The sequence below is a fragment of the Propioniciclava coleopterorum genome, assembly GCF_011393335.1.
In the GTDB taxonomy this organism is placed as follows: domain Bacteria; phylum Actinomycetota; class Actinomycetes; order Propionibacteriales; family Propionibacteriaceae; genus Propioniciclava; species Propioniciclava coleopterorum.
On sequence record NZ_CP049865.1, the window covers coordinates 294,793 to 311,767 of the forward strand.

The following is a 16,975-nucleotide window of genomic DNA, read 5'->3' on the forward strand; positions in this document are numbered from 1 at the left end:
GCAGGACGCCTCTCGAGGGGCCGTTCGGTGACCCGGCGATCCCACGCGCCCCCGCGTGCTCTCGATGGTGCGCGAGGTGGTCAGACCACAAGAGACCCGACGCTTCAGTGGGGCCCGCACAGCGTCAGGCGGCCGGTCCCGTGGACTGGCGGACGATCAGGCGCACCGGGACCAGGACGGGGCCCGTCTCGGGCGACTTGTGACCCGTCAGGGTCGCGGTGATGTACCGGACGGCCGAGTCCCCCAGCATCGTCAGCGGGGCCGCCACCGTGGTGAGGCCGGGCGTGACGAGCGCGGACGCGAAGATGTTGTCGAAGCCCACCACGCTGACCTGCTCGGGCACCTTGATGCCGCGCTCGGACAACCCCTGCATCAGCCCGATGGCCATCAGGTCGTTGAAGCACAGCACCGCCTTGAGCCGGCGGGCCGCGATCACCTCGGCGGCGCCGCGGCCGCCCTGCAGCGTGGGCGCGAACGGCCCGACGCGGTGCTCGGTGAAGCCCAGCTCCCGCGCGGACTCCCGCACGGCGCGCCAGCGCATCCCGTCGGCCCAGGACGCCTCGGGCCCGGCCAGGTAGGTGATGTTGCGGTGCCCCAGCGCCAGGAGGTGCTCGGCGGCCTTGCGGACGCCGTGGGCCATGTCCGGGACGATGCAGTGCAGCCCGGACACGCGCCGGTTGAGGATGACCACCGGCAGCGACTTGGCCAGGGTCCGCAGTTCGGTGTCCGACAGGCGGGAGCTCGCGATGATGAGGCCGTCCAGCAGCGGCAGCGAGCGGCGCAGCATCTCGCGCTCCAGCGCCTCCGACTCCTGCGCGTCGTTCAGCGTCACCACGAAACCGGCCTCCGCCGCGGCGGCCTGACAGCCCCGGATCACCCGGAAGTTGAACGGGTTGGTGATGTCGGCCACGGCGAGCCCCAGCACCTTGGTGGTCGTCTTCGCCGCGGCGCGGGTGACCTCGCGGCTCCGGTAACCCAGCTCCTCGGCGACCTGCCGGATCCGCTCCGCCGTCTGGGCGCTCACGCGGCCGGGGCGGGAGAAGGCTCGGGACACGGTCGACGGGCTCACCCCGGCGACGCGCGCCACGTCATAGATCGTTGCATCCGACCCCGTGCCCGCCTCATTGACCATGGCTGGGAGCCTAGCAAGTTGGCAACAAGTTGCCCCGCCGTTCGGGCAAGTTCGCGGGTCGAGTTTGGCCCCCGCGCCGGGTTCGGGGCCCCGTCCGGACGGGCACGGATCCATGGAGGCCCGGGACGGCGTCCGGGGAACGAGAAGGGCGGCCCCGCGTCGCGGGACCGCCCTGGCTCGTGGGTCGGCTCAGACCTCGAGGTTGAACGCCTTCTTGGGCAGGTCCACCACGAACTGGGTAGCCAGGTCCTCGGCCTCGTCGATCTCGAGGCGGTGCTGGACGACCAGGTTCGCCAGGTACGCCGAGTCGATCCGGCGGGCCAGGTCGTGCCGGGCCGGGATCGACATGAACGCGCGGGTGTCGTCCACGAAGCCGGTCGTCTTGTAGAAGGTGCCGTACTCGGTCACCGACGAGCGCCAACGCATGATGGCGTCGGGGGCGTCGATGAACCACCACGGCGGGCCCACGTAGACCGACGGGTAGAACCCGGCGAGCGGGCCGACCTCGCGGCTGTAGACCGTCTCGTCCTGGCCGAACAGGATCACCCGGAAGTTCGGGTTGGTCCCGAACGCGTTGAGCATGGGACGCAGCGACTCCACCGTCTCGAACGCGACCGGGATGTCGCCGCCGACGTCGGCGCCGAAGCGGTCGAACGTGGCCTGGTGATGGTTGCGGGCCACGGCCGGGTGCAGCGTCATGACGAGGCCGTCCTCGGACGCCATCCGCGCCATCTCGAACATGAACGTGCGGCGCAGCGCGTCGGTCTCCTGCGCGCTCGCCTCGCCGCGGCGGGCGCGGGCGTAGACGGCCTCGGCCTCGTCGGCGGGCAGCGGCTGCGTGCCCAGGTCCATGTGGGCGTGGTCGCTGGACACCGCACCCATGCTCTTGAAGAACTGCCGACGGTTCTCCATGGCGGCGACCCAGCCGGCGAAGGTGTCGGTGTTCTCCCCCGACTTCTCGCCCAGGGCGTCGATCAGGTCGTTCCAGCCGTCGCGTCCGGCCTCGAGGTACTTGTCGGGGCGGAACGTCGGGACGATCGTGGTCGCGACCGAGTCGTCGGCGGCGAGCGTGGCGTGGTGCTCCAGGTCGTCCAGCGGGTCGTCGGTGGTCGCCAGGAACGAGATGTTGAACTGGTCCAGCAGCGCGCGCGGCTTGAAGGCGTCCGTGGCGAGCTTGGCGTTGATCGTGTCGTAGATCTCGTCGGCGTTCTCGGCCGAGGGGCGCTGGTCGATGCCGAAGATGTCGACGAGCTCCATCTCCATCCAGTACTTCATCGGCGTCCCGCGGAACAGCTCGTAGTGCGAGGAGAAGATGCGCCAGGCCTCGCGGGCCTGCTCCTCGGTGAAGTCCGTGCGACCCACCGGCACGCCGAGATCGGCGAGGTCGACGCCCTGGCCGTGCAGGATGCGGTTCACGTAGTGGTCGGGCGTGAGCAGCAGGTCGGTGGCGTTCTTGAAGGGGATGTCGTCGGCGATCCAGACCGGGGGCACGTGCCCGTGCGGCGAGATGATCGGGAGGTCCTTGACTTGCTCGTAGAGCTTGCGTGCGACCGCGCGCGTCTGCGGCTCTGCAGGGAACAGGCGGTCCGGGTGGAGGGTCAACGGCTGCTTCATGGCGTCATTGTTGCCGCGAACCGGGCTCCTGTCAGGCGAAAGGCCGCCGTTGCGGCAAGTTGGCATCAGGTTGCGCAACCGATTTCCCACCGGTTGGCAATCAGTGACCGACGGGGGTGCTTTCGGGCAAGATGGGGGTGATACAGCGCGCGGATCGGGCGTCCGGGTCGGACGACGCCCTCCGTGCCTGGCGTTCCATCACCGACAAGAAGGACACCCACTTTCATGAGCGAGAAGACTGGCAGCGCCCAGATCGGCGTCATCGGCATGGCCGTCATGGGCTCCAACCTGGCGCGCAACTTCGCCAACCACGGGTACCGCACGGCGATCTACAACCGCACCTGGGCCAAGACCGAGGCGGTCGCCAAGGATCACCCCGAGGCCAACTTCATCGCGTCGGAGGACCTGGGCGAGTTCGTGGACTCCCTGGAGAAGCCCCGCCGCATCGTCATCATGGTCAAGGCGGGCGCCGGCACGGACGCCACGATCGACGCGCTCATCCCGCTGCTGGAGCCGGGCGACATCGTCGTCGACGGCGGCAACGCGTTCTTCCAGGACACCCGCCGCCGCGAGGAGAAGCTGCGCGCGCACGACCTGCACTTCGTCGGCGCGGGCATCTCCGGCGGCGAGACCGGCGCGCTCGAGGGTCCCTCGATCATGCCCGGCGGCTCGCCGCACTCCTACGAGTACGTCGGCAAGATGCTGGAGGACATCTCCGCCAAGGTCGACGGCCCGAACGGCGAGGAGCCCTGCTGCACCTACATCGGCACCGACGGCGCCGGCCATTTCGTCAAGATGGTCCACAACGGCATCGAGTACGCCGACATGCAGTTCATCGGCGAGGCCTACGACCTGCTCAAGGGCGCCGGGCTGTCCGCCGCTGAGGCCGCCGACGTCTTCGCCCAGTGGAACACCGGCGACCTGGACTCCTACCTGATCGAGATCACCTCCGAGGTGCTGCGCCAGACCGACGCCGAGACCGGCAAGCCGCTCGTCGACGTGATCGTGGACGCCGCCGGCATGAAGGGCACCGGCACCTGGACCGTGCAGGAGGCCCTCAACCTGGGCGTCCCCGCGGCCGCCATCGCCGAGGCCGTGTTCGCCCGCGCCGCGTCCTCCAGCCCCGAGCTCCGCAAGGCCGCCGAGGCCGCGCTGACGGGTCCGGACGGCGTCGTCGAGGTCGAGGACCGGGCCGCGTTCGTCGAGGACGTCCGGCAGGCGCTGTGGGCGTCCAAGGTCATCGCCTACGCCCAGGGCCTGCACCTGATCAAGGTCGCCGCCAAGGACTACGGCTGGGACATCGACGTGGCCGCGGTCGCCCGCATCTGGCGCGCCGGCTGCATCATCCGCGCCAAGCTGCTGGACCGCATCGCCAACGAGTACGCCGCCGGCAACCTCGAGACGCTGCTCGAGGCCCCGTCCATCGCGTCCGGCCTGGCCGAGTCCAACCCGGCGTGGCGCCGCGTCGTGGCCAAGGCCACGCTGGCGGGCGTCCCGATCCCGGGCTTCAGCTCGGCGCTGTCCTACTACGACCTGGTCCGCGCGCCCCGCACCAACGCCGCGCTGACCCAGGGCCTGCGCGACTTCTTCGGGTCGCACACCTACCGCCGCGTCGACAAGGAAGGCACCTTCCACACCGTGTGGTCGGGTGACCGCTCCGAGGTCAACGCCGAGGACACCCACTGATCGGGTGACCCCGCACGAACGCCCCGGAGCCTCGGCTCCGGGGCGTTCGTCGTCTGCGGGAGATGTCGGGCGGATCAGCGCGAGGCGGCGGTGTACCATGCAGCCGCCTCGGCCCGGCTCCGCGCCCCCACCTTCCCCAGAATCGCCGACACATGCACCGACGCCGTCTTCGGCGAAATGAACAACACCCGCGCAATCTCCGGATTCGACAATCCCTGCGCCACCAACCCCAACACCTCACGCTCCCGCGCCGTCAACTCATCAGCACCCGCACGCCCCCGCGCCTCGAACGCCCCACCCCGACGCGCCCACCGACCCAACCGCGCACACCCGTGGCCGGGGCGTCGCGCGCGATCGCGGCGAACGTCTCCGCGGCCCCGGCGGCGTCGCCGGCCAGGGCCTGGACGCCCGCGAACTGGAACGCCACGACGTGGCGCGTCGTGCGCTCGACGTCGTCCTGGGCGGCCCGGTCGGCAGCCGCGCGCCAGGCCGCCGTGCGGGTCTCGGACGGGACGTCACGGCCGCCCGCAACAGTCGGGCCAGTTCGGCCTTCCAGCCGCGGCGCAGCACGCGCAGGTCGGCGTCGACCGCGGCCAGTACGGCTCGGGCGGCCTCGCCCTGATCGGCCCTGCGGGCCAGTTCGGCCGCCCACAGCACCGCCGGCAGCGCCTCGACGCGCAGGCCGGCGACCTGATCGCTCGGGAGCGTCATCGCCTCGGCGGCCGCCGTCATGACCCGCTGCAGCCCGGCGTCCGCCTGGGCCTGGGGCCCCTCCAGCAGAGCGACGACCGCCTGCTCGAGCGCGAAGCGGGAGGTGCCGATCTGCTCCTGCTCGTCATCGGACAGATCGACCTCCGCCGGGTCCTCCGCCTCCTCGGTCGGGCGGGGCGATCGTCCCAGAACAGGGACCGCCTCTCCAGGCGGCGGCAGAAGGACCGGAACGCGACGTCACTCGGCAGGAGCATCCACGCGCGCCGGGCCATCCGCCGGCCCTCCTCTCCCTCGCCCAGCCCGATCAGCGCCTCGGCCAGGTTGCTGAGAATCAGCACGCCGTGACCACGCTCCACCCCGACGGCGACGGCGTCGGCGTAGGCGGACCGCCCTTCCTGCACGGCGTCCGCGAACCGGCCGGCGCGCGTCAGGACGTCGATGAGGTTCGCACGCGGCACCATCTGCATCGCCGGATCCGCCTCGTGGCTCACCGCCTTCCGGGTGAGGCGCTCGACCTCGTCGAAGTCCCCCGAACGCTCGGCGATGATCCCCTGTGCGGTCGCCGCCATCCCCCGCAGCTGCTCATCGTCGAGCAGGTCGGCTAGCCGCGCAGCCTCGCGCGCCTGGGCGGGCGCCGCCGTGGTGTCACGGCTGTTGCCCCGAGCAGGGCGAGCGCCTCCGAGCGGACGCGCATCGCGTCCGGCTCGTCGAGACCCGCCACGAGACGCTCGGCCTCCCGCACGTGCCGAAGGCCGGCCTCCGTCCCCTGGACGCCTACCTGCGCCAAGCCGAGCTCGAGTTCCATGCGGGCCCGATCAACGGTGGTGAGCCCCTCACGTGCAAGCACCTCCTCGGCCAGCCGCATCGCCCGGCGGACCTCTCCCGAGATCCGGATCACGTTGACGGTGCGGGCCGCGAGGGCCATGAACTCGCCCGCCGAGACCCGTGTCGTCGGCGCGACCTTGTCCCAGAGCGCCAGGAGTCGTTCGCCGCACTGCGCCTCGGTGGGCACCGCGAGGGCCCGACGCGCCTGTCGCAGCGCCACGGCCGTGGCCCGGAACGCCGCCTCGTCGTCGCGGGCCGCGACCCAGTGGGCCGCCGCCTCCACGGCCGGCCCGGCGTCGCCGCCGTCCACGCGGGCCTGGAGCACGGTCGCGTAGGCGCGGTGGAGCGCCAGTCGCTGGCCGGAGAGGAGTTCGTCGTAGACCGCCTCCTGGATCAGCGCGTGCCGGAAGGCGTAGCCGTCGCCCTCGGGCTGGATCACGCCGGCCCAGACGGCGCTGGCCAGCCCGGCGTCCAGGTCGAGGGGGCGGCCCTGGGCCGCGGCGGCGAGGACGTCATGGGCCACGAAGACGCCGCCGACGGCGAGCACGTCCACGACGGCCCGCGGGTTGGCGTCCAGCCCGTCAACCCGGGCCAGGACGACGTCGCGCAGGGTGCTGGGCAGCGGGGCGTCGCCGAGCCGGACGAGCTCCTCCACGAAGAAGGGGACGCCTTCGCTGCGGGCCACCAGCCGCGCGGCCTCCTCGGGCCCGACCTCGCGCCCCAGCAGACGGCTGGCCTGGTCGGCGACCCCGTCGGCGTCCAGTCGGGTCAGCTCGACGGTGGTGACGGCCCGGTTGCGCTCCAGTTCGACCAGCACCGATCGCAGCGGATGACCGCGGCCCAGGTCCTCACCGCGGTAGCTGCCGATCAGCGTCAGGTGCCGCCCGCGCAGCGTGGACGCGAACGTGCGCAGCAACGCCAGGGTCGCCGCGTCGGCCCAGTGCAGATCCTCGATGACGAGCACGAGGTGATGGTCCTGCGACAGCGCCTCGATGACGCGCTCGACGGCCTCGGCGACGTAGTCCCCCGAGCCCGGCGGCACCGGCTCGTCGGTGCGGAGCTCGGGCACGAGCGTCGCCAGGGTCGCCAGGACGGCCGGCGACCCCGCCGCGCGACGCAGGTCGGTCTCCCCCACCGCCTGGCCCAGTTCGTGCAGGAGTCGGCGCACCGGGGCGAACGGGGCACCGATCGTCCCGAGATCGACGCACTGCCCGGTCGCCACGACGGGCGCCATCGCCGCCCCCGCGGTGTGCCGGGCGAGCGCCTCGGTCAGCAGGCGCGTCTTGCCGATGCCCGCCTCTCCACGCAGCAGCACGACCCGCGCACGCCCCGTCACGCCCTCGGCCAGGGCGTCGGTGAGAACGGCGAGTTCCTCGCCCCGGCCGACCAGGGCGACCTCAGCCCCCATCACGGGTTCATCGTGGCTCGTCACCACGCCCCCCGACAAGGGGAGCCTGCACCCGTCCACGGACGGGTGAGCCTCCCCTTCCGGGACGCGGTCGGCCGGTGCCGGGGACCCGGGGACGGCGCCCACCGAGGACAGCGCGACGCCCGACCGGGCTGCCGGTCGGGCGTCGAAAGGGCGATCATGCGGCGGGCGACGGGGTGGGTGCGGGGCGCAGGTGGAGCCGCAGGCGGGCCAGCAGCCCCACCGGCACCGGACGCGTCACCGGCGCGTGCTCCGACACCACCGAGGGCCGCTCGGCGCGCCGACGCATCATCTCCACCTCGCGCTCCATGCGGGACCGCTCCTGCTGCGCGAGGGTGAAAGTGGTGAAAGTGGTGACGTCCATGACCGAACTCCTTGACCTGGATGCCGGCTCCCTGCCGACAACAGAAGACTCCGCTCCAAGGCCCCCACCCGCCTATCGGACGATCGCCCTATCTTCGCCGGGCGACGTCCTAGTCGGAGGCCTTCTGCGCCCGGATCGGGGCGGCGAACGCCTCACCCGCGCCTCAGAACGCGACCCAACGGCTCAGATCCGCCGCCCCGGCGGCGGACGTGGGGCGTCCGGTGGGAATGCGCAGGCCCCATGCCGCTGTTGTGCTGAGCATGAAGATCGACATCTGGTCCGACATCGCCTGCCCCTGGTGCTACATCGGGCTGACCCGCTTCGAGCGTGCGCTCGCCGGCTTCGAGCACGCCGAAGGGGTCCAGGTCGTCCATCACAGCTTCCAGCTCGATCCCACGCTGCCCGAGTCGTTCGACGGCACCGAGGCCGAGTACCTGGCAGCGCGCAAGGGCGGCTCGGTCGCCGACATGCGCGCCATGTTCGCCCACGTCGCCCGTGCGGCCGCGACCGAGGACCTCACGATGGACTTCGACACCCTCGTGGTGGCCAACTCCCGCCGCGCCCACCGGCTGCTGCACGCGGCCCGCGACGCCGACCCCACCGGCGGCGTCCAGCGTCGCCTGGAGGACGCGCTGTTCCGCGCCCACTTCACCGACGGCGAGTCCATCTCCGACGCCGACGTGCTGGTGCGTCTGGCCGTCGCCGCGGGCATGGACGCCGACCTGGCGCGCGCCGCCCTGGACGACCCGGAGCGCGACGCGCAGGTGGCGGCCGACATCGCCCGGGCGTCCCAGCTGGGGATCAGCGGCGTCCCGTTCTTCGTGCTGGCCGACAAGTACGGCATCTCGGGCGCGCAGCCGCTGGAGGCCTTCACCCAGGCGCTCGCGCAGGTGTGGGACGAGATCCACCCGCGCGTCGAGCCGCTGAAGGTGCCCGGCCTGGAGGGCTTCTCCGGCGGTCAGGCCTGCGGTCCCGACGGCTGCTGAGGCGCCATCGGCCCGGGTGCGTCGGGTCGCCGCGTCAGCCCAGCGCCGCGTAGGCGGCGTCCAGCAGCGGCTCGGGCGGACACTCCAGACCGGTGAACAGCCGGATCTGATCCAGCGCCTGCCCGACCAGCAGGTCGATCCCGGACAACTGCACGATCCCGGCGGCGCGCGCCGCCCGGTCCAACGCCGTCGGGTAGTGGTTGTACGTGGCGTCGAAGGCCGCGCCCGTGAGGCGCGCCAGGCCGGCGGCCGTCGCCTCGGGCAGCGGGGCGCTGACCGTGGACACCAGCACGTCGACGGCGTCGGCGTCGGGAATCTCGCCCCAGACCCCGTACTGCAGCCGGACGCCGAGCCGCTCCGCCAGGCCGGCGAGGCTGGCGCGGGCGTTGGCCTCCGAGCGCGCCAGGATCAGCGCGTCGGTGACGCCGAGGTCGGCCAGCGAGAACAGCGCCGAGCGCGCCGTCGCGCCGTTGCCGAGGACGATCGCCGAGGACGCCTCCCGCACGCCGGCGCGTCCCAGGGCTCCGATCAGACCGGTGACGTCGGTGTTCTCCACCCGCGCCGGCTCGTCGCCCCGCGCGAAGACGAACGTGTTGCCCGAATCGAGCAGCCGGGCGCGCTCCGACGCCTCGCCCAACGCCAGCACCGCGTGCTTCAGCGGCGCCGTGCACGACAGGCCGACCCACTCGGGCCGCAGCCCGCGACGAAGCCGGCCAGGTCGTCGGCGTCGAGCTCGTGACGCCCGTAGTCCCAGGCGTCCTCGATGCCCAGCACCCGGTACGCCGTGCCGTGGATGAGCGGGCTGAGCGAGTGCTGGATCGGCTTGCCGGCCACCGCGCAGCGTCGGATCACGCCAGACCCTCCGCGCCGATGGCCGCCCAGCGCCGCGCCGCGTCGTGCAGTTCGTCCGGCAGCGGCTGCGGGCGTCCGTCGGCGTCGCCGTGCACGAGGACGGTGGTGGACCGCGCGAGCACCGCGCCGCCCTCGGGGTCCACGACCTCGGCGGCCAGGGTCATGGACGTGCGCCCGAGGCGTCCGATCGCGGTGCGGACCTCGTACGGCGCCAGCCGGTGCTGCATCTGGGCCAGGTAGCGCAGGTCCTGCCGGGCGACCATCCAGGTGTGCTCCACCTCGGCGCCCCGCCCGGTGATGGCGTTGTCGAGCAGCGGCTCCTTCAGGGCGATCCGCGCCTCGGCGACGTAGTCGAAGAACACCACGTTGTTGACGTGGCCGTAGGTGTCGACGTCGGACCAGCGCACCGTGATCGGGTGCCGGTGGTAGCCGTCCCCGACCCGGAAGTCGCCCAGGGGCGCGAAGGCGTCCAGCTCGGTGCTGCGCTCGGCGAACCAGGCCCGCTCCGGCGGGCCAGCCGCGCCGGGCGGTGCGCCGCGAAGTCGAAGTTGGCCATCAGCGTCCGGGCGCGGGCCACGAGGCGTTCGCCCTGGAACACCTCGTAGCCGAGGTCGAACTGCGCCGCGCCGACCCGCCCGACCCACAGGTCGACGTCCACGTCCTCCCCGCCGAACCAGACCGGACCCAGGTACTCCACCCGGTGCTCGACGACGATGATCCCGTCGCCGAGCAGGTGGCCCTGCGGGCTGTTCAGCAGGAAGTCGACGCGCGCCTCCTGCAGGTAGTCCAGGATGCTGGCGTTGTTGGCGTGCCCCTGGGCGTCGAGGTCGACCCAGCGCAGCGGGACGCGGACGCGGTAGGCCTCCAACTCAGTCCTCGACCTCGTACATCGAGTCGACCAGGTCCGCGTAGTCCTTCGCGATCGCGGAGCGCCGCAGCTTCATGTTCGCCGTGACGCCGCCCTGCTCGACGGTCAGCTCGTGGTCGAGGATCGCGTACTTCTTGACCGTCTCCCAGCGCTCCAGCTTGGCGTTGGCCCGCCGCAGGAACCGGTCGATGGACTCCCGCATCTCGGGGAGCTGGGTCACCTCGGCGTAGCTCATGCCCTCCTTGCCGTGCCGCGTGGCCCAGTTCTCGACCGCGGCCGGGTCCAGGGTGAGCAGCGCGGAGATGTACTTGCGGCCGTCCCCGACCGCGACGGCCTGCGACACGTAGGGGATGTTGGCGGCCAGCGCGCCCTCGACCTTCTGCGGGGCGACGTACTTGCCGCCCGACGTCTTCATCAGGTCCTTCTTGCGATCGGTGATCCGCAGGTAGCCGTCGGCGTCCAGCTCGCCGATGTCGCCGGTGTGGAACCAGCCGTCGGCGTCCAGCACCTCGGCGGTCTGCTCGGGATCCTTGTGGTAGCCGCGCATCACGCCCGGCCCCTTGAGCAGCACCTCGCCGTCCTCGGCGATCCGGAACTCCGAGCCGGGCAGCGCCGGGCCGACCGTGCCGAAGCGCGGCGTGCTCGGCACGTTGACCGACGCCACCGCCGACGTCTCGGTCGAGCCGTAGCCCTCCACGACGACGATGCCGGCCGAGTAGAACCACTCCTGCACCTGCTCGCTCAGCTTGGCCGAGCCGGAGATGAAGAACTCGATGTTGCCGCCCATCTTCTCCTTCAGCGAGGAGAAGACCAGCTTGTCGGCGATCTTGTAGGCGATGCCCATCGCGAACGGCAGCGGCTTGCCCTCGAGGCGGTACGGGCGCGACTCGCGGCCCACCGCGAACGCCCAGCGGGCGATCTTCGCCTTCACGCCCGTGGCCGTCTTGGCCTTCACCGCGTTGCGCACCTTCTCGAAGATGCGGGGGGCGCCGCACATGAAGCTGGGGTGGGTCTCGCCCAGGCCCGGGACGATCTGCTCGAGTCGGCCGTCGACCACGGACGCGAACCCGATCTGCAGCTGGATCATCATGACGGCCTTGCCGAACACGTGGCTCAGCGGCAGCCAGAAGTACTGCAGCGAGTCCGGACCGATGATCTCGAGCTGGTCGACCGCGACGCCCTCGTAAGTCCAGTTGCTGTGCAGCAGTTCGACGCCCTTGGGCAGGCCCGTGGTTCCGGAGGTGTAGATGAGGGTCGCCAGCGAGTCGGGGCGGGTCGCCGCCACGGCGTCCTCGACCGCGCGCGGGTTCTCGGCCAGGTGCGCCCGGCCCTTCTCGCGGAGGGCGTCCAGGCTGTAGGCGTCCTCGTCGCTGCCGTCGAGCAGGATGGCCGCGCGCAACTGCTCGGCGCCGACGAGCTCGCGGAGCTTGGCCAGCTGCTCGGGGTTCTCCGCGACGAAGAAGTGCGAGTCCGAGTGCGTGATGATGTGGGCGAACTCCTCGCCCTGGGTGTTCGGGTACACCGTCGTGGTCGCGCCGCCGGCGCAGTTCGTGGCCAGGTCCATGAGGACCCACTCGATGCGCGTGTTGGACGCGATGGCGACGCGTTCCTCCGGCTGCAGGCCCAGGGCGAGCAGGCCCGCGGCGATCTCCCAGACGATGTCGCGCGTCCGGCGCCAGCTCAGGCTGACCCAGTCGCCGTGGTCGTCGGGATAGCGGAACGCCTCGTTGTTGGGCGTCGCTTCCACTCGCCCGCTGAACATCGCCCCGACCGTGGGTGGCCGGTTGTCGAGCACGTGCTGGATGTCGGTCATCGTCGATCCTTTCCAGGGCCTGCCGTCTCCGCCCCCGTTCATCGTTGCGTCAGTCTAGGGGGCAACAACCGCGAACGCCCCTGTGCACCCGCCGATTCCGGTCCGCGGGTCGCGCTCGCGCGCTACGTTGAGCGGACTGGAGGCGGGCGATCCTTCGACCGGCGGTGGTCGCCGGGCGGCCGCCGTGGCCGTCCCTCGAACCGTGGACCCGCGCTCCGCGCCGAGGCTGTCATGAGGATGTGGGTACGGGCCGGGTTCCTCCTGGTCGCGACGCTGCTGCTCGCCGGATCGGGGTGCCGGGCGACCCTGCTGCTGCCGATCGCGTGGCCGTGCGCCCTCCCCTGGGTGTGCTGGGGATACACCGCGTTCCTGGGCGTCCTGCTGCTCACCCGGGCGGTCACCGGCTGGCCGGCGGTCGCCCTGGCCGCCCTGTCCGGGATCCCCGCGGGCATCGGGCTGAGCCGGGTCGGCTACGTCGCGGACGTGGCCGGGATGGCGCTGTGGGGCACGGGCGTCGTCCTGGCGATCGCCGTCCCGGTCAGCCTGGCCGTCTTTCCCGCCCGCCGCCGGAACTGCGTGGGAGCCGCCCTGTCCTGCGTCCCGCTGCTCACCGCCTTCCTGCTCAACCCCTACGCCGCCCACGCGTCCTGGCCGGCCTGGACCGCCATGGCCCTCCTGATGGGAATGGTGTTCGGGTTGGCGCGGCTCACGGTGAGTGGGGTGCGTCGCCTCGCCGACCGTCCGGGCTCGGTCAGCGCGGCCGCGGCCCTGGCCTGCCCCATCGCCGCCCTGGCCACGGTCATGGCGGTCGCGACCTGGTGGCTCGGGTTCGCTCTCAAGGTCGGCTCCGTCCTCTGAGGGCACGCGGAGGCACCCTGGGGCGGCTCACCACCGCGGTGGAACGTGCCAATATCCCCGTCGGCGCAGGCTCCGGCGGCTAGAATGTCGACATGCCGAAAACGTCCGCCCGCTGGCTCAGCCAGGAGCAGCAGCTCGTGTGGCGGTCCTACCTCGACGCCGTCGCGAAGATCGACCGGCACCTCGACGATCGGCTGCGCCCGTTCGGACTCGACCTGGGCGAGTACGAGATCCTGGTGCGGCTGTCGGAGTCCGAGGGTCGGCAGATGCGGATGTCCGACCTGGCGGCGGCCGCGCGGCAGTCCCGCTCGCGCCTCACGCACACCGTCACCCGCATGGAGCGCAAGGGCCTGATCCTGCGCACCCCCTGCCCGGACGACCGCCGCGGCGTGGTGGCCGAGCTCACCGAGGCGGGTCTGGACCTGCTGCGGGACGCCGCCCCCGAGCACGTCGCCTCGGTGCGCGACGTGTTCATCGACGCGGTCGAGCCGTCCGATTTCGCGGCCCTGGGACGCGCCATGGCGGCCGTGAACGCCGTGACACACTGACGCGGTGACCGTGACCAGCCGCAACCCCGGGGCGGCGGCGTCCGACCCTGCCACCGCGCTTCCCGGCGTCGACGCGACCACCCTGACCCGCGGGTTGTACTCCACCGACGCCTCCCTGTACCGCGTGGTGCCCGCCGGGGTCGCCGTGCCGCGCGATCGCGCGGAACTGGAGGCCCTGGTGGACGCCGCCCGCGCCGCCGGCGTCCCGCTGACGCTGCGCGGGGCCGGCACCTCGTGCGCGGGCAACGCGGTCGGGCCGGGCGTCGTCGCCGACGTCGCCCGCCACCTGACCGTCATCCACGAGCTGGACGCCGACGCCGCGCTCGCCGTCGTCGACCCGGGCGTGGTGCAGGACGTGCTGTCGCGCCGCGCCCAGACCGTGGGGCTCCGCTTCGGGCCCGACCCGTCCACGTTCACCCGCTGCACCATCGGCGGCATGATCGGCAACAACGCCTGCGGCCCGCGCGCCCTGGGCTACGGCCGCACCTCCGACAACGTGGTCGCCCTCGACGTCATCACTGGGACCGGCGAGCGGCTCACTCTCGACTCCCGGACCGACCTGCGGGCGTCGGACTCCCCCACGCTGCGCGCCCTGCACGCGCTCGTCATGGCCAACCTCGGCGTGATCCGCACCCAGTTCGGCCGGTTCGGCCGGCAGGTCTCGGGCTACTCGCTCGAGTGGCTGCTGCCTGAGAACGGCTTCGACGTCGCCAAGTTCCTGGCCGGCACCGAGGGCACGCTCGCGGTCGTCACCCGCGCGACGGTGCGCCTCGTCGCCGACGCGCCCTTCACGACCATGGTGGCGCTCGGCTACCCGACCATGCCGGACGCCGCGGACGCGATGCCCGCGATCCTGCCGTTCCGGCCCACCGCCGTGGAGGGCATGGACGCCCGCATCGTCGACGTCGTCCGGCGCACGCTCGGCGCGGGGGCGGTGCCGCCGCTGCCGGCCGGCGAGGGCTGGGTGTTCGTCGAGCTCACCGACGACGACGAGGCCCGCCTGCTGGAGCGGGCCGACGCGCTGCTCGCGACGTCCGGCTGCCTGGAGGGCGAGGTCGTCACCGACACGGCCAAGGCCGACCGGCTGTGGAAGATCCGCTCCGACGGCGCCGGCCTGGCGGGGGTGAGCCTGGCGCGTCCGGCGTACGCGGGCTGGGAGGACGCCGCGGTCCCGCCCGAGAAACTCGGCGACTACCTGCGCGACTTCGACGCCCTGCTGGTCGAGCACGACCTGGAGGGGCTGCCGTACGGCCACTTCGGCGACGGCTGCGTCCACTGCCGCATCGACTTCCCGCTCACCCAGGTCGACGACGGCGGCGCCCGCTACCGGGCCTTCGTCGAGGCGGCGGCCGCGCTGGTGGCGTCCTACGGCGGCTCCCTGTCCGGCGAGCACGGCGACGGGCGGGCCCGCTCCGAACTGCTGGCCACCATGTACTCCCCCGAGGCGATCGCGCTGTTCGGGCAGGTCAAGGCGATCTTCGACCCCGACGGGCTGCTCAACCCGGGCGTGCTGGTCGACCCGGCCGGCGTGGACGCCGACCTGCGCGCCCCGCAGGTGCGCCGCTCGCCGCTGTTCCTGGCCGACCCCGGCTTCGTCGAGGACGTGCACCGGTGCACCGGCGTCGGCAAGTGCGTGGCGGCGAACCTGTCGGGTGTCATGTGCCCCAGTTGGCAGGCGACCCGCGAGGAGAAGGACTCCACCCGGGGCCGCGCGCGCATCCTGCAGGAGATGATCAACGGCACGCTGGTGACCGACGGCTGGCGCAGCCCCGAGGTGCACGAGGCGCTCGACCTGTGCCTGTCCTGCAAGGGGTGCTCGCGCGACTGCCCCACCGGCACCGACATGGCCGCCTACAAGTCGCGGGTGCAGTACGAGGCGTTCAAGGGACGCCCGCGCCCCCTGGACCACTACTCGATGGGCTGGCTGCCGCGCTGGGGCCGGCTGGTCAGCAGCAACCCCGTCCTGCCGCGGCTCGCCAACGCCGTGCTGCAGACGCCGCTGCTCTCCGGCCTGGCCAAGCGGCTCGCCGGGGTCGACGCCCACCGGGGCATGCCGCGGTTCGCCCCCGGATCGCGCCGGGCCGCCGCGCGCCGCTCGGTGGAGGGGAAGGTCGGCGCCAAGGGCGAGGTCGTCCTGTGGGTCGACTCGTTCTCGGACGCCTTCGCCGGCGACCACGTCGCCACCACCGCCGCCGTGCTGCTGGCCAACGGCTGGACGCCCCGGCTGCTGGAGCGCAAGGCCTGCTGCGGGCTGACCTGGATCACGACCGGCCAGCTCGACGGCGCCACCCGGGAACTGCGCAACGCCACCGACGTGCTCCACCCCCACGTGGCGCGCGGGCTGAAGGTCGTCGGCACCGAGCCCAGCTGTCTGGCGGTGTGGCGCTCGGACGCCCTCGAGCTCATCCCGGACGACCGGCGCGTGGCCGAGGTCGCGGCGTCGGTGATGACCCTGGCGGAGTTCCTGGACGCCGACGCCGCCTTCGAGGTGCCCGACCTGTCCGGCCACACCATCGTCGCCCAGCCGCACTGCCACGAGGCGTCGGTCATGGGGTGGGCCGCCGAGGCGTCCCTGCTCGCCAAGACGGGCGCGAAGGTCGTCAAGGTGCAGGGCTGCTGCGGCCTGGCCGGCAACCACGGCATGATCGCGGGCCACTACGACTTCTCGGTGTCGGTGTTCGGCACCAACCTCGGCCCCGCCCTGGACGCCGCCGGCCCCGACGCGATCGTGCTCGCCGACGGGTTCTCCTGCCGCACCCAACTGGAGGACCTGCGCGGCCTGCAGGCGCTGACGTTCGCCGAACTCCTGGCAGCTCATCACTCCTGAGATGAACGAGCGACTGCGTCTGCCAACTCTCTGGCAACCGCCCCGAACCAAGTGAGCCACTTCTTCAAGTAACCTTGCTCCGACAAGGGGAGACGAGTTAGGTTGCCTGGGACAACGACGGTCCCGAGATCACTGGACATGCCCTGGGAAGTAGGGATGCACCAGCCCCCCTGACACTGGCGACGCTGCTGTCGGCGAGTGAAAGGTACATCTCATGCCCGGAATGGCGCCTCCGCCCCATGGAGGCCAGAACCACGATCCGCAACGCCCTCAGCCAGGTGGCTCCGGCGGCTCACCCTGGGGCGGGCAGCAGCCGCCGCAATACCAGGGGCAGCAACCGGCCTCTCCATACCAGGGACAGCAGCCGCCTCATCTCCAGGGGCAACAGCCGCCCCCGCCGTACTACGCGCAACAGCCGCCCCCGCCGTACTACGGGCAACAGCCGCCCCCGCAGCACCAGGG

General features: G+C 72.3%; 17 protein-coding genes. 6 read left to right on the forward strand and 11 right to left on the reverse strand.

What is annotated here, in order from left to right:
* Nucleotides 1–124: 124 nt before the first annotated feature.
* Both G7070_RS01365 and uxaC read right to left on the reverse strand, forming a co-directional pair.
* Complete coding sequence (locus G7070_RS01365; RefSeq protein WP_166231351.1) at nucleotides 125–1,132, reverse strand: LacI family DNA-binding transcriptional regulator; 1,008 nt, start codon at nucleotides 1,130–1,132, stop codon at nucleotides 125–127.
* A 189-nt stretch (nucleotides 1,133–1,321) separates the two neighbouring features.
* Nucleotides 1,322–2,746, reverse strand: a complete 1,425-nt coding sequence (gene uxaC, locus G7070_RS01370) for a glucuronate isomerase (protein ID WP_166231354.1) — start codon at nucleotides 2,744–2,746, stop codon at nucleotides 1,322–1,324.
* Nucleotides 2,747–2,971: 225 nt separating this feature from the next.
* Here uxaC and gndA point away from each other — a divergent pair, with 225 nt between their 5' ends.
* Nucleotides 2,972–4,432, forward strand: a complete 1,461-nt coding sequence (gndA, locus tag G7070_RS01375) for an NADP-dependent phosphogluconate dehydrogenase (protein ID WP_166231357.1) — start codon at nucleotides 2,972–2,974, stop codon at nucleotides 4,430–4,432.
* Between the two features lie 74 nt (nucleotides 4,433–4,506).
* On the opposite strand, the gene G7070_RS18180 is transcribed toward gndA, so the two are convergent.
* Nucleotides 4,507–4,668: a response regulator transcription factor gene (locus G7070_RS18180; protein ID WP_348981481.1), complete on the reverse strand. Its 162-nt coding sequence runs from the start codon at nucleotides 4,666–4,668 to the stop codon at nucleotides 4,507–4,509.
* 17 nt (nucleotides 4,669–4,685) lie between these two features.
* A complete protein-coding gene (locus G7070_RS18185) occupies nucleotides 4,686–4,859 on the reverse strand; it encodes a hypothetical protein (protein WP_246227210.1) in 174 nt (57 codons plus the stop codon).
* A gap of 625 nt (nucleotides 4,860–5,484) precedes the next feature.
* Between G7070_RS18185 and G7070_RS01385 the strand changes: the two genes are divergently transcribed.
* Entirely contained in the window at nucleotides 5,485–5,748 is a 264-nt protein-coding gene (locus G7070_RS01385) for a hypothetical protein (RefSeq protein WP_166231360.1), read from the forward strand.
* On the opposite strand, the gene G7070_RS01390 is transcribed toward G7070_RS01385, so the two are convergent.
* Both G7070_RS01390 and G7070_RS01395 read right to left on the reverse strand, forming a co-directional pair.
* Complete coding sequence (locus G7070_RS01390) at nucleotides 5,745–7,376, reverse strand: ATP-binding protein (RefSeq protein WP_246228150.1); 1,632 nt, start codon at nucleotides 7,374–7,376, stop codon at nucleotides 5,745–5,747. The two genes, G7070_RS01385 and G7070_RS01390, sit on opposite strands and share 4 nt — an antisense overlap.
* Before the next feature lie 178 nt (nucleotides 7,377–7,554).
* Nucleotides 7,555–7,761: a hypothetical protein gene (locus G7070_RS01395; RefSeq protein ID WP_166231366.1), complete on the reverse strand. Its 207-nt coding sequence runs from the start codon at nucleotides 7,759–7,761 to the stop codon at nucleotides 7,555–7,557.
* Between the two features lie 260 nt (nucleotides 7,762–8,021).
* On the opposite strand from G7070_RS01395, the gene G7070_RS01400 reads away from it, so the two are divergent.
* On the forward strand, nucleotides 8,022–8,747 hold the full coding sequence (locus tag G7070_RS01400) for a DsbA family oxidoreductase (RefSeq protein WP_166231369.1): 726 nt from the start codon (nucleotides 8,022–8,024) through the stop codon (nucleotides 8,745–8,747).
* A gap of 34 nt (nucleotides 8,748–8,781) precedes the next feature.
* On the opposite strand, the gene G7070_RS01405 is transcribed toward G7070_RS01400, so the two are convergent.
* The 5 genes from G7070_RS01405 to G7070_RS01425 are packed head-to-tail and all read right to left on the reverse strand — an operon-like array spanning nucleotide 8,782 to nucleotide 12,280.
* On the reverse strand, nucleotides 8,782–9,393 hold the full coding sequence (locus tag G7070_RS01405; protein WP_166231372.1) for a shikimate dehydrogenase family protein: 612 nt from the start codon (nucleotides 9,391–9,393) through the stop codon (nucleotides 8,782–8,784).
* A gap of 8 nt (nucleotides 9,394–9,401) precedes the next feature.
* Nucleotides 9,402–9,599 carry a hypothetical protein gene (locus G7070_RS01410; RefSeq protein WP_166231375.1) on the reverse strand — a complete coding sequence of 66 codons (198 nt, stop codon included), beginning with the start codon at nucleotides 9,597–9,599 and terminating at the stop codon, nucleotides 9,402–9,404.
* Complete coding sequence (locus G7070_RS01415; protein ID WP_166231378.1) at nucleotides 9,596–10,006, reverse strand: acyl-CoA thioesterase; 411 nt, start codon at nucleotides 10,004–10,006, stop codon at nucleotides 9,596–9,598. The genes G7070_RS01410 and G7070_RS01415 overlap by 4 nt, the downstream gene beginning before the upstream one ends.
* The gene (locus G7070_RS01420) at nucleotides 9,922–10,467 is read right to left on the reverse strand and encodes an acyl-CoA thioesterase (protein ID WP_166231381.1); all 546 of its coding nucleotides are present in this window, start codon (nucleotides 10,465–10,467) and stop codon (nucleotides 9,922–9,924) included. Before G7070_RS01420 ends, G7070_RS01415 begins: the two co-directional genes overlap by 85 nt.
* 1 nt (nucleotide 10,468) lies before the next feature.
* Complete coding sequence (locus G7070_RS01425; protein WP_284690952.1) at nucleotides 10,469–12,280, reverse strand: AMP-dependent synthetase/ligase; 1,812 nt, start codon at nucleotides 12,278–12,280, stop codon at nucleotides 10,469–10,471.
* 231 nt (nucleotides 12,281–12,511) lie between these two features.
* On the opposite strand from G7070_RS01425, the gene G7070_RS01430 reads away from it, so the two are divergent.
* The 3 genes from G7070_RS01430 (at nucleotide 12,512) to G7070_RS01440 (ending at nucleotide 16,513) form a co-directional block, all read left to right on the forward strand.
* Entirely contained in the window at nucleotides 12,512–13,138 is a 627-nt protein-coding gene (locus G7070_RS01430; RefSeq protein WP_166231384.1) for a hypothetical protein, read from the forward strand.
* 92 nt (nucleotides 13,139–13,230) lie between these two features.
* The gene (locus tag G7070_RS01435; RefSeq protein ID WP_166231387.1) at nucleotides 13,231–13,686 is read left to right on the forward strand and encodes a MarR family winged helix-turn-helix transcriptional regulator; all 456 of its coding nucleotides are present in this window, start codon (nucleotides 13,231–13,233) and stop codon (nucleotides 13,684–13,686) included.
* A gap of 10 nt (nucleotides 13,687–13,696) precedes the next feature.
* Nucleotides 13,697–16,513 (forward strand): FAD-binding and (Fe-S)-binding domain-containing protein, encoded by a 2,817-nt coding sequence (locus G7070_RS01440; protein WP_246228151.1) that lies wholly within the window; start codon nucleotides 13,697–13,699, stop codon nucleotides 16,511–16,513.
* Nucleotides 16,514–16,975 lie beyond the last annotated feature (462 nt).

Bases quoted from the DNA above. Each gene is read 5' to 3' on its own strand.
- G7070_RS01365 (WP_166231351.1), bottom strand. From the start codon at position 1,132: ATGGTCAATGAGGCGGGCACGGGGTCGGATGCAACGATCTATGACGTG.
- uxaC (WP_166231354.1), bottom strand. From the start codon at position 2,746: ATGAAGCAGCCGTTGACCCTCCACCCGGACCGCCTGTTCCCTGCAGAG.
- gndA (WP_166231357.1), top strand. From the start codon at position 2,972: ATGAGCGAGAAGACTGGCAGCGCCCAGATCGGCGTCATCGGCATGGCC.
- G7070_RS01390 (WP_246228150.1), bottom strand. From the start codon at position 7,376: ATGGGGGCTGAGGTCGCCCTGGTCGGCCGGGGCGAGGAACTCGCCGTT.
- G7070_RS01395 (WP_166231366.1), bottom strand. From the start codon at position 7,761: ATGGACGTCACCACTTTCACCACTTTCACCCTCGCGCAGCAGGAGCGG.
- G7070_RS01400 (WP_166231369.1), top strand. From the start codon at position 8,022: ATGAAGATCGACATCTGGTCCGACATCGCCTGCCCCTGGTGCTACATC.
- G7070_RS01425 (WP_284690952.1), bottom strand. From the start codon at position 12,280: ATGACCGACATCCAGCACGTGCTCGACAACCGGCCACCCACGGTCGGG.
- G7070_RS01430 (WP_166231384.1), top strand. From the start codon at position 12,512: ATGAGGATGTGGGTACGGGCCGGGTTCCTCCTGGTCGCGACGCTGCTG.
- G7070_RS01435 (WP_166231387.1), top strand. From the start codon at position 13,231: ATGCCGAAAACGTCCGCCCGCTGGCTCAGCCAGGAGCAGCAGCTCGTG.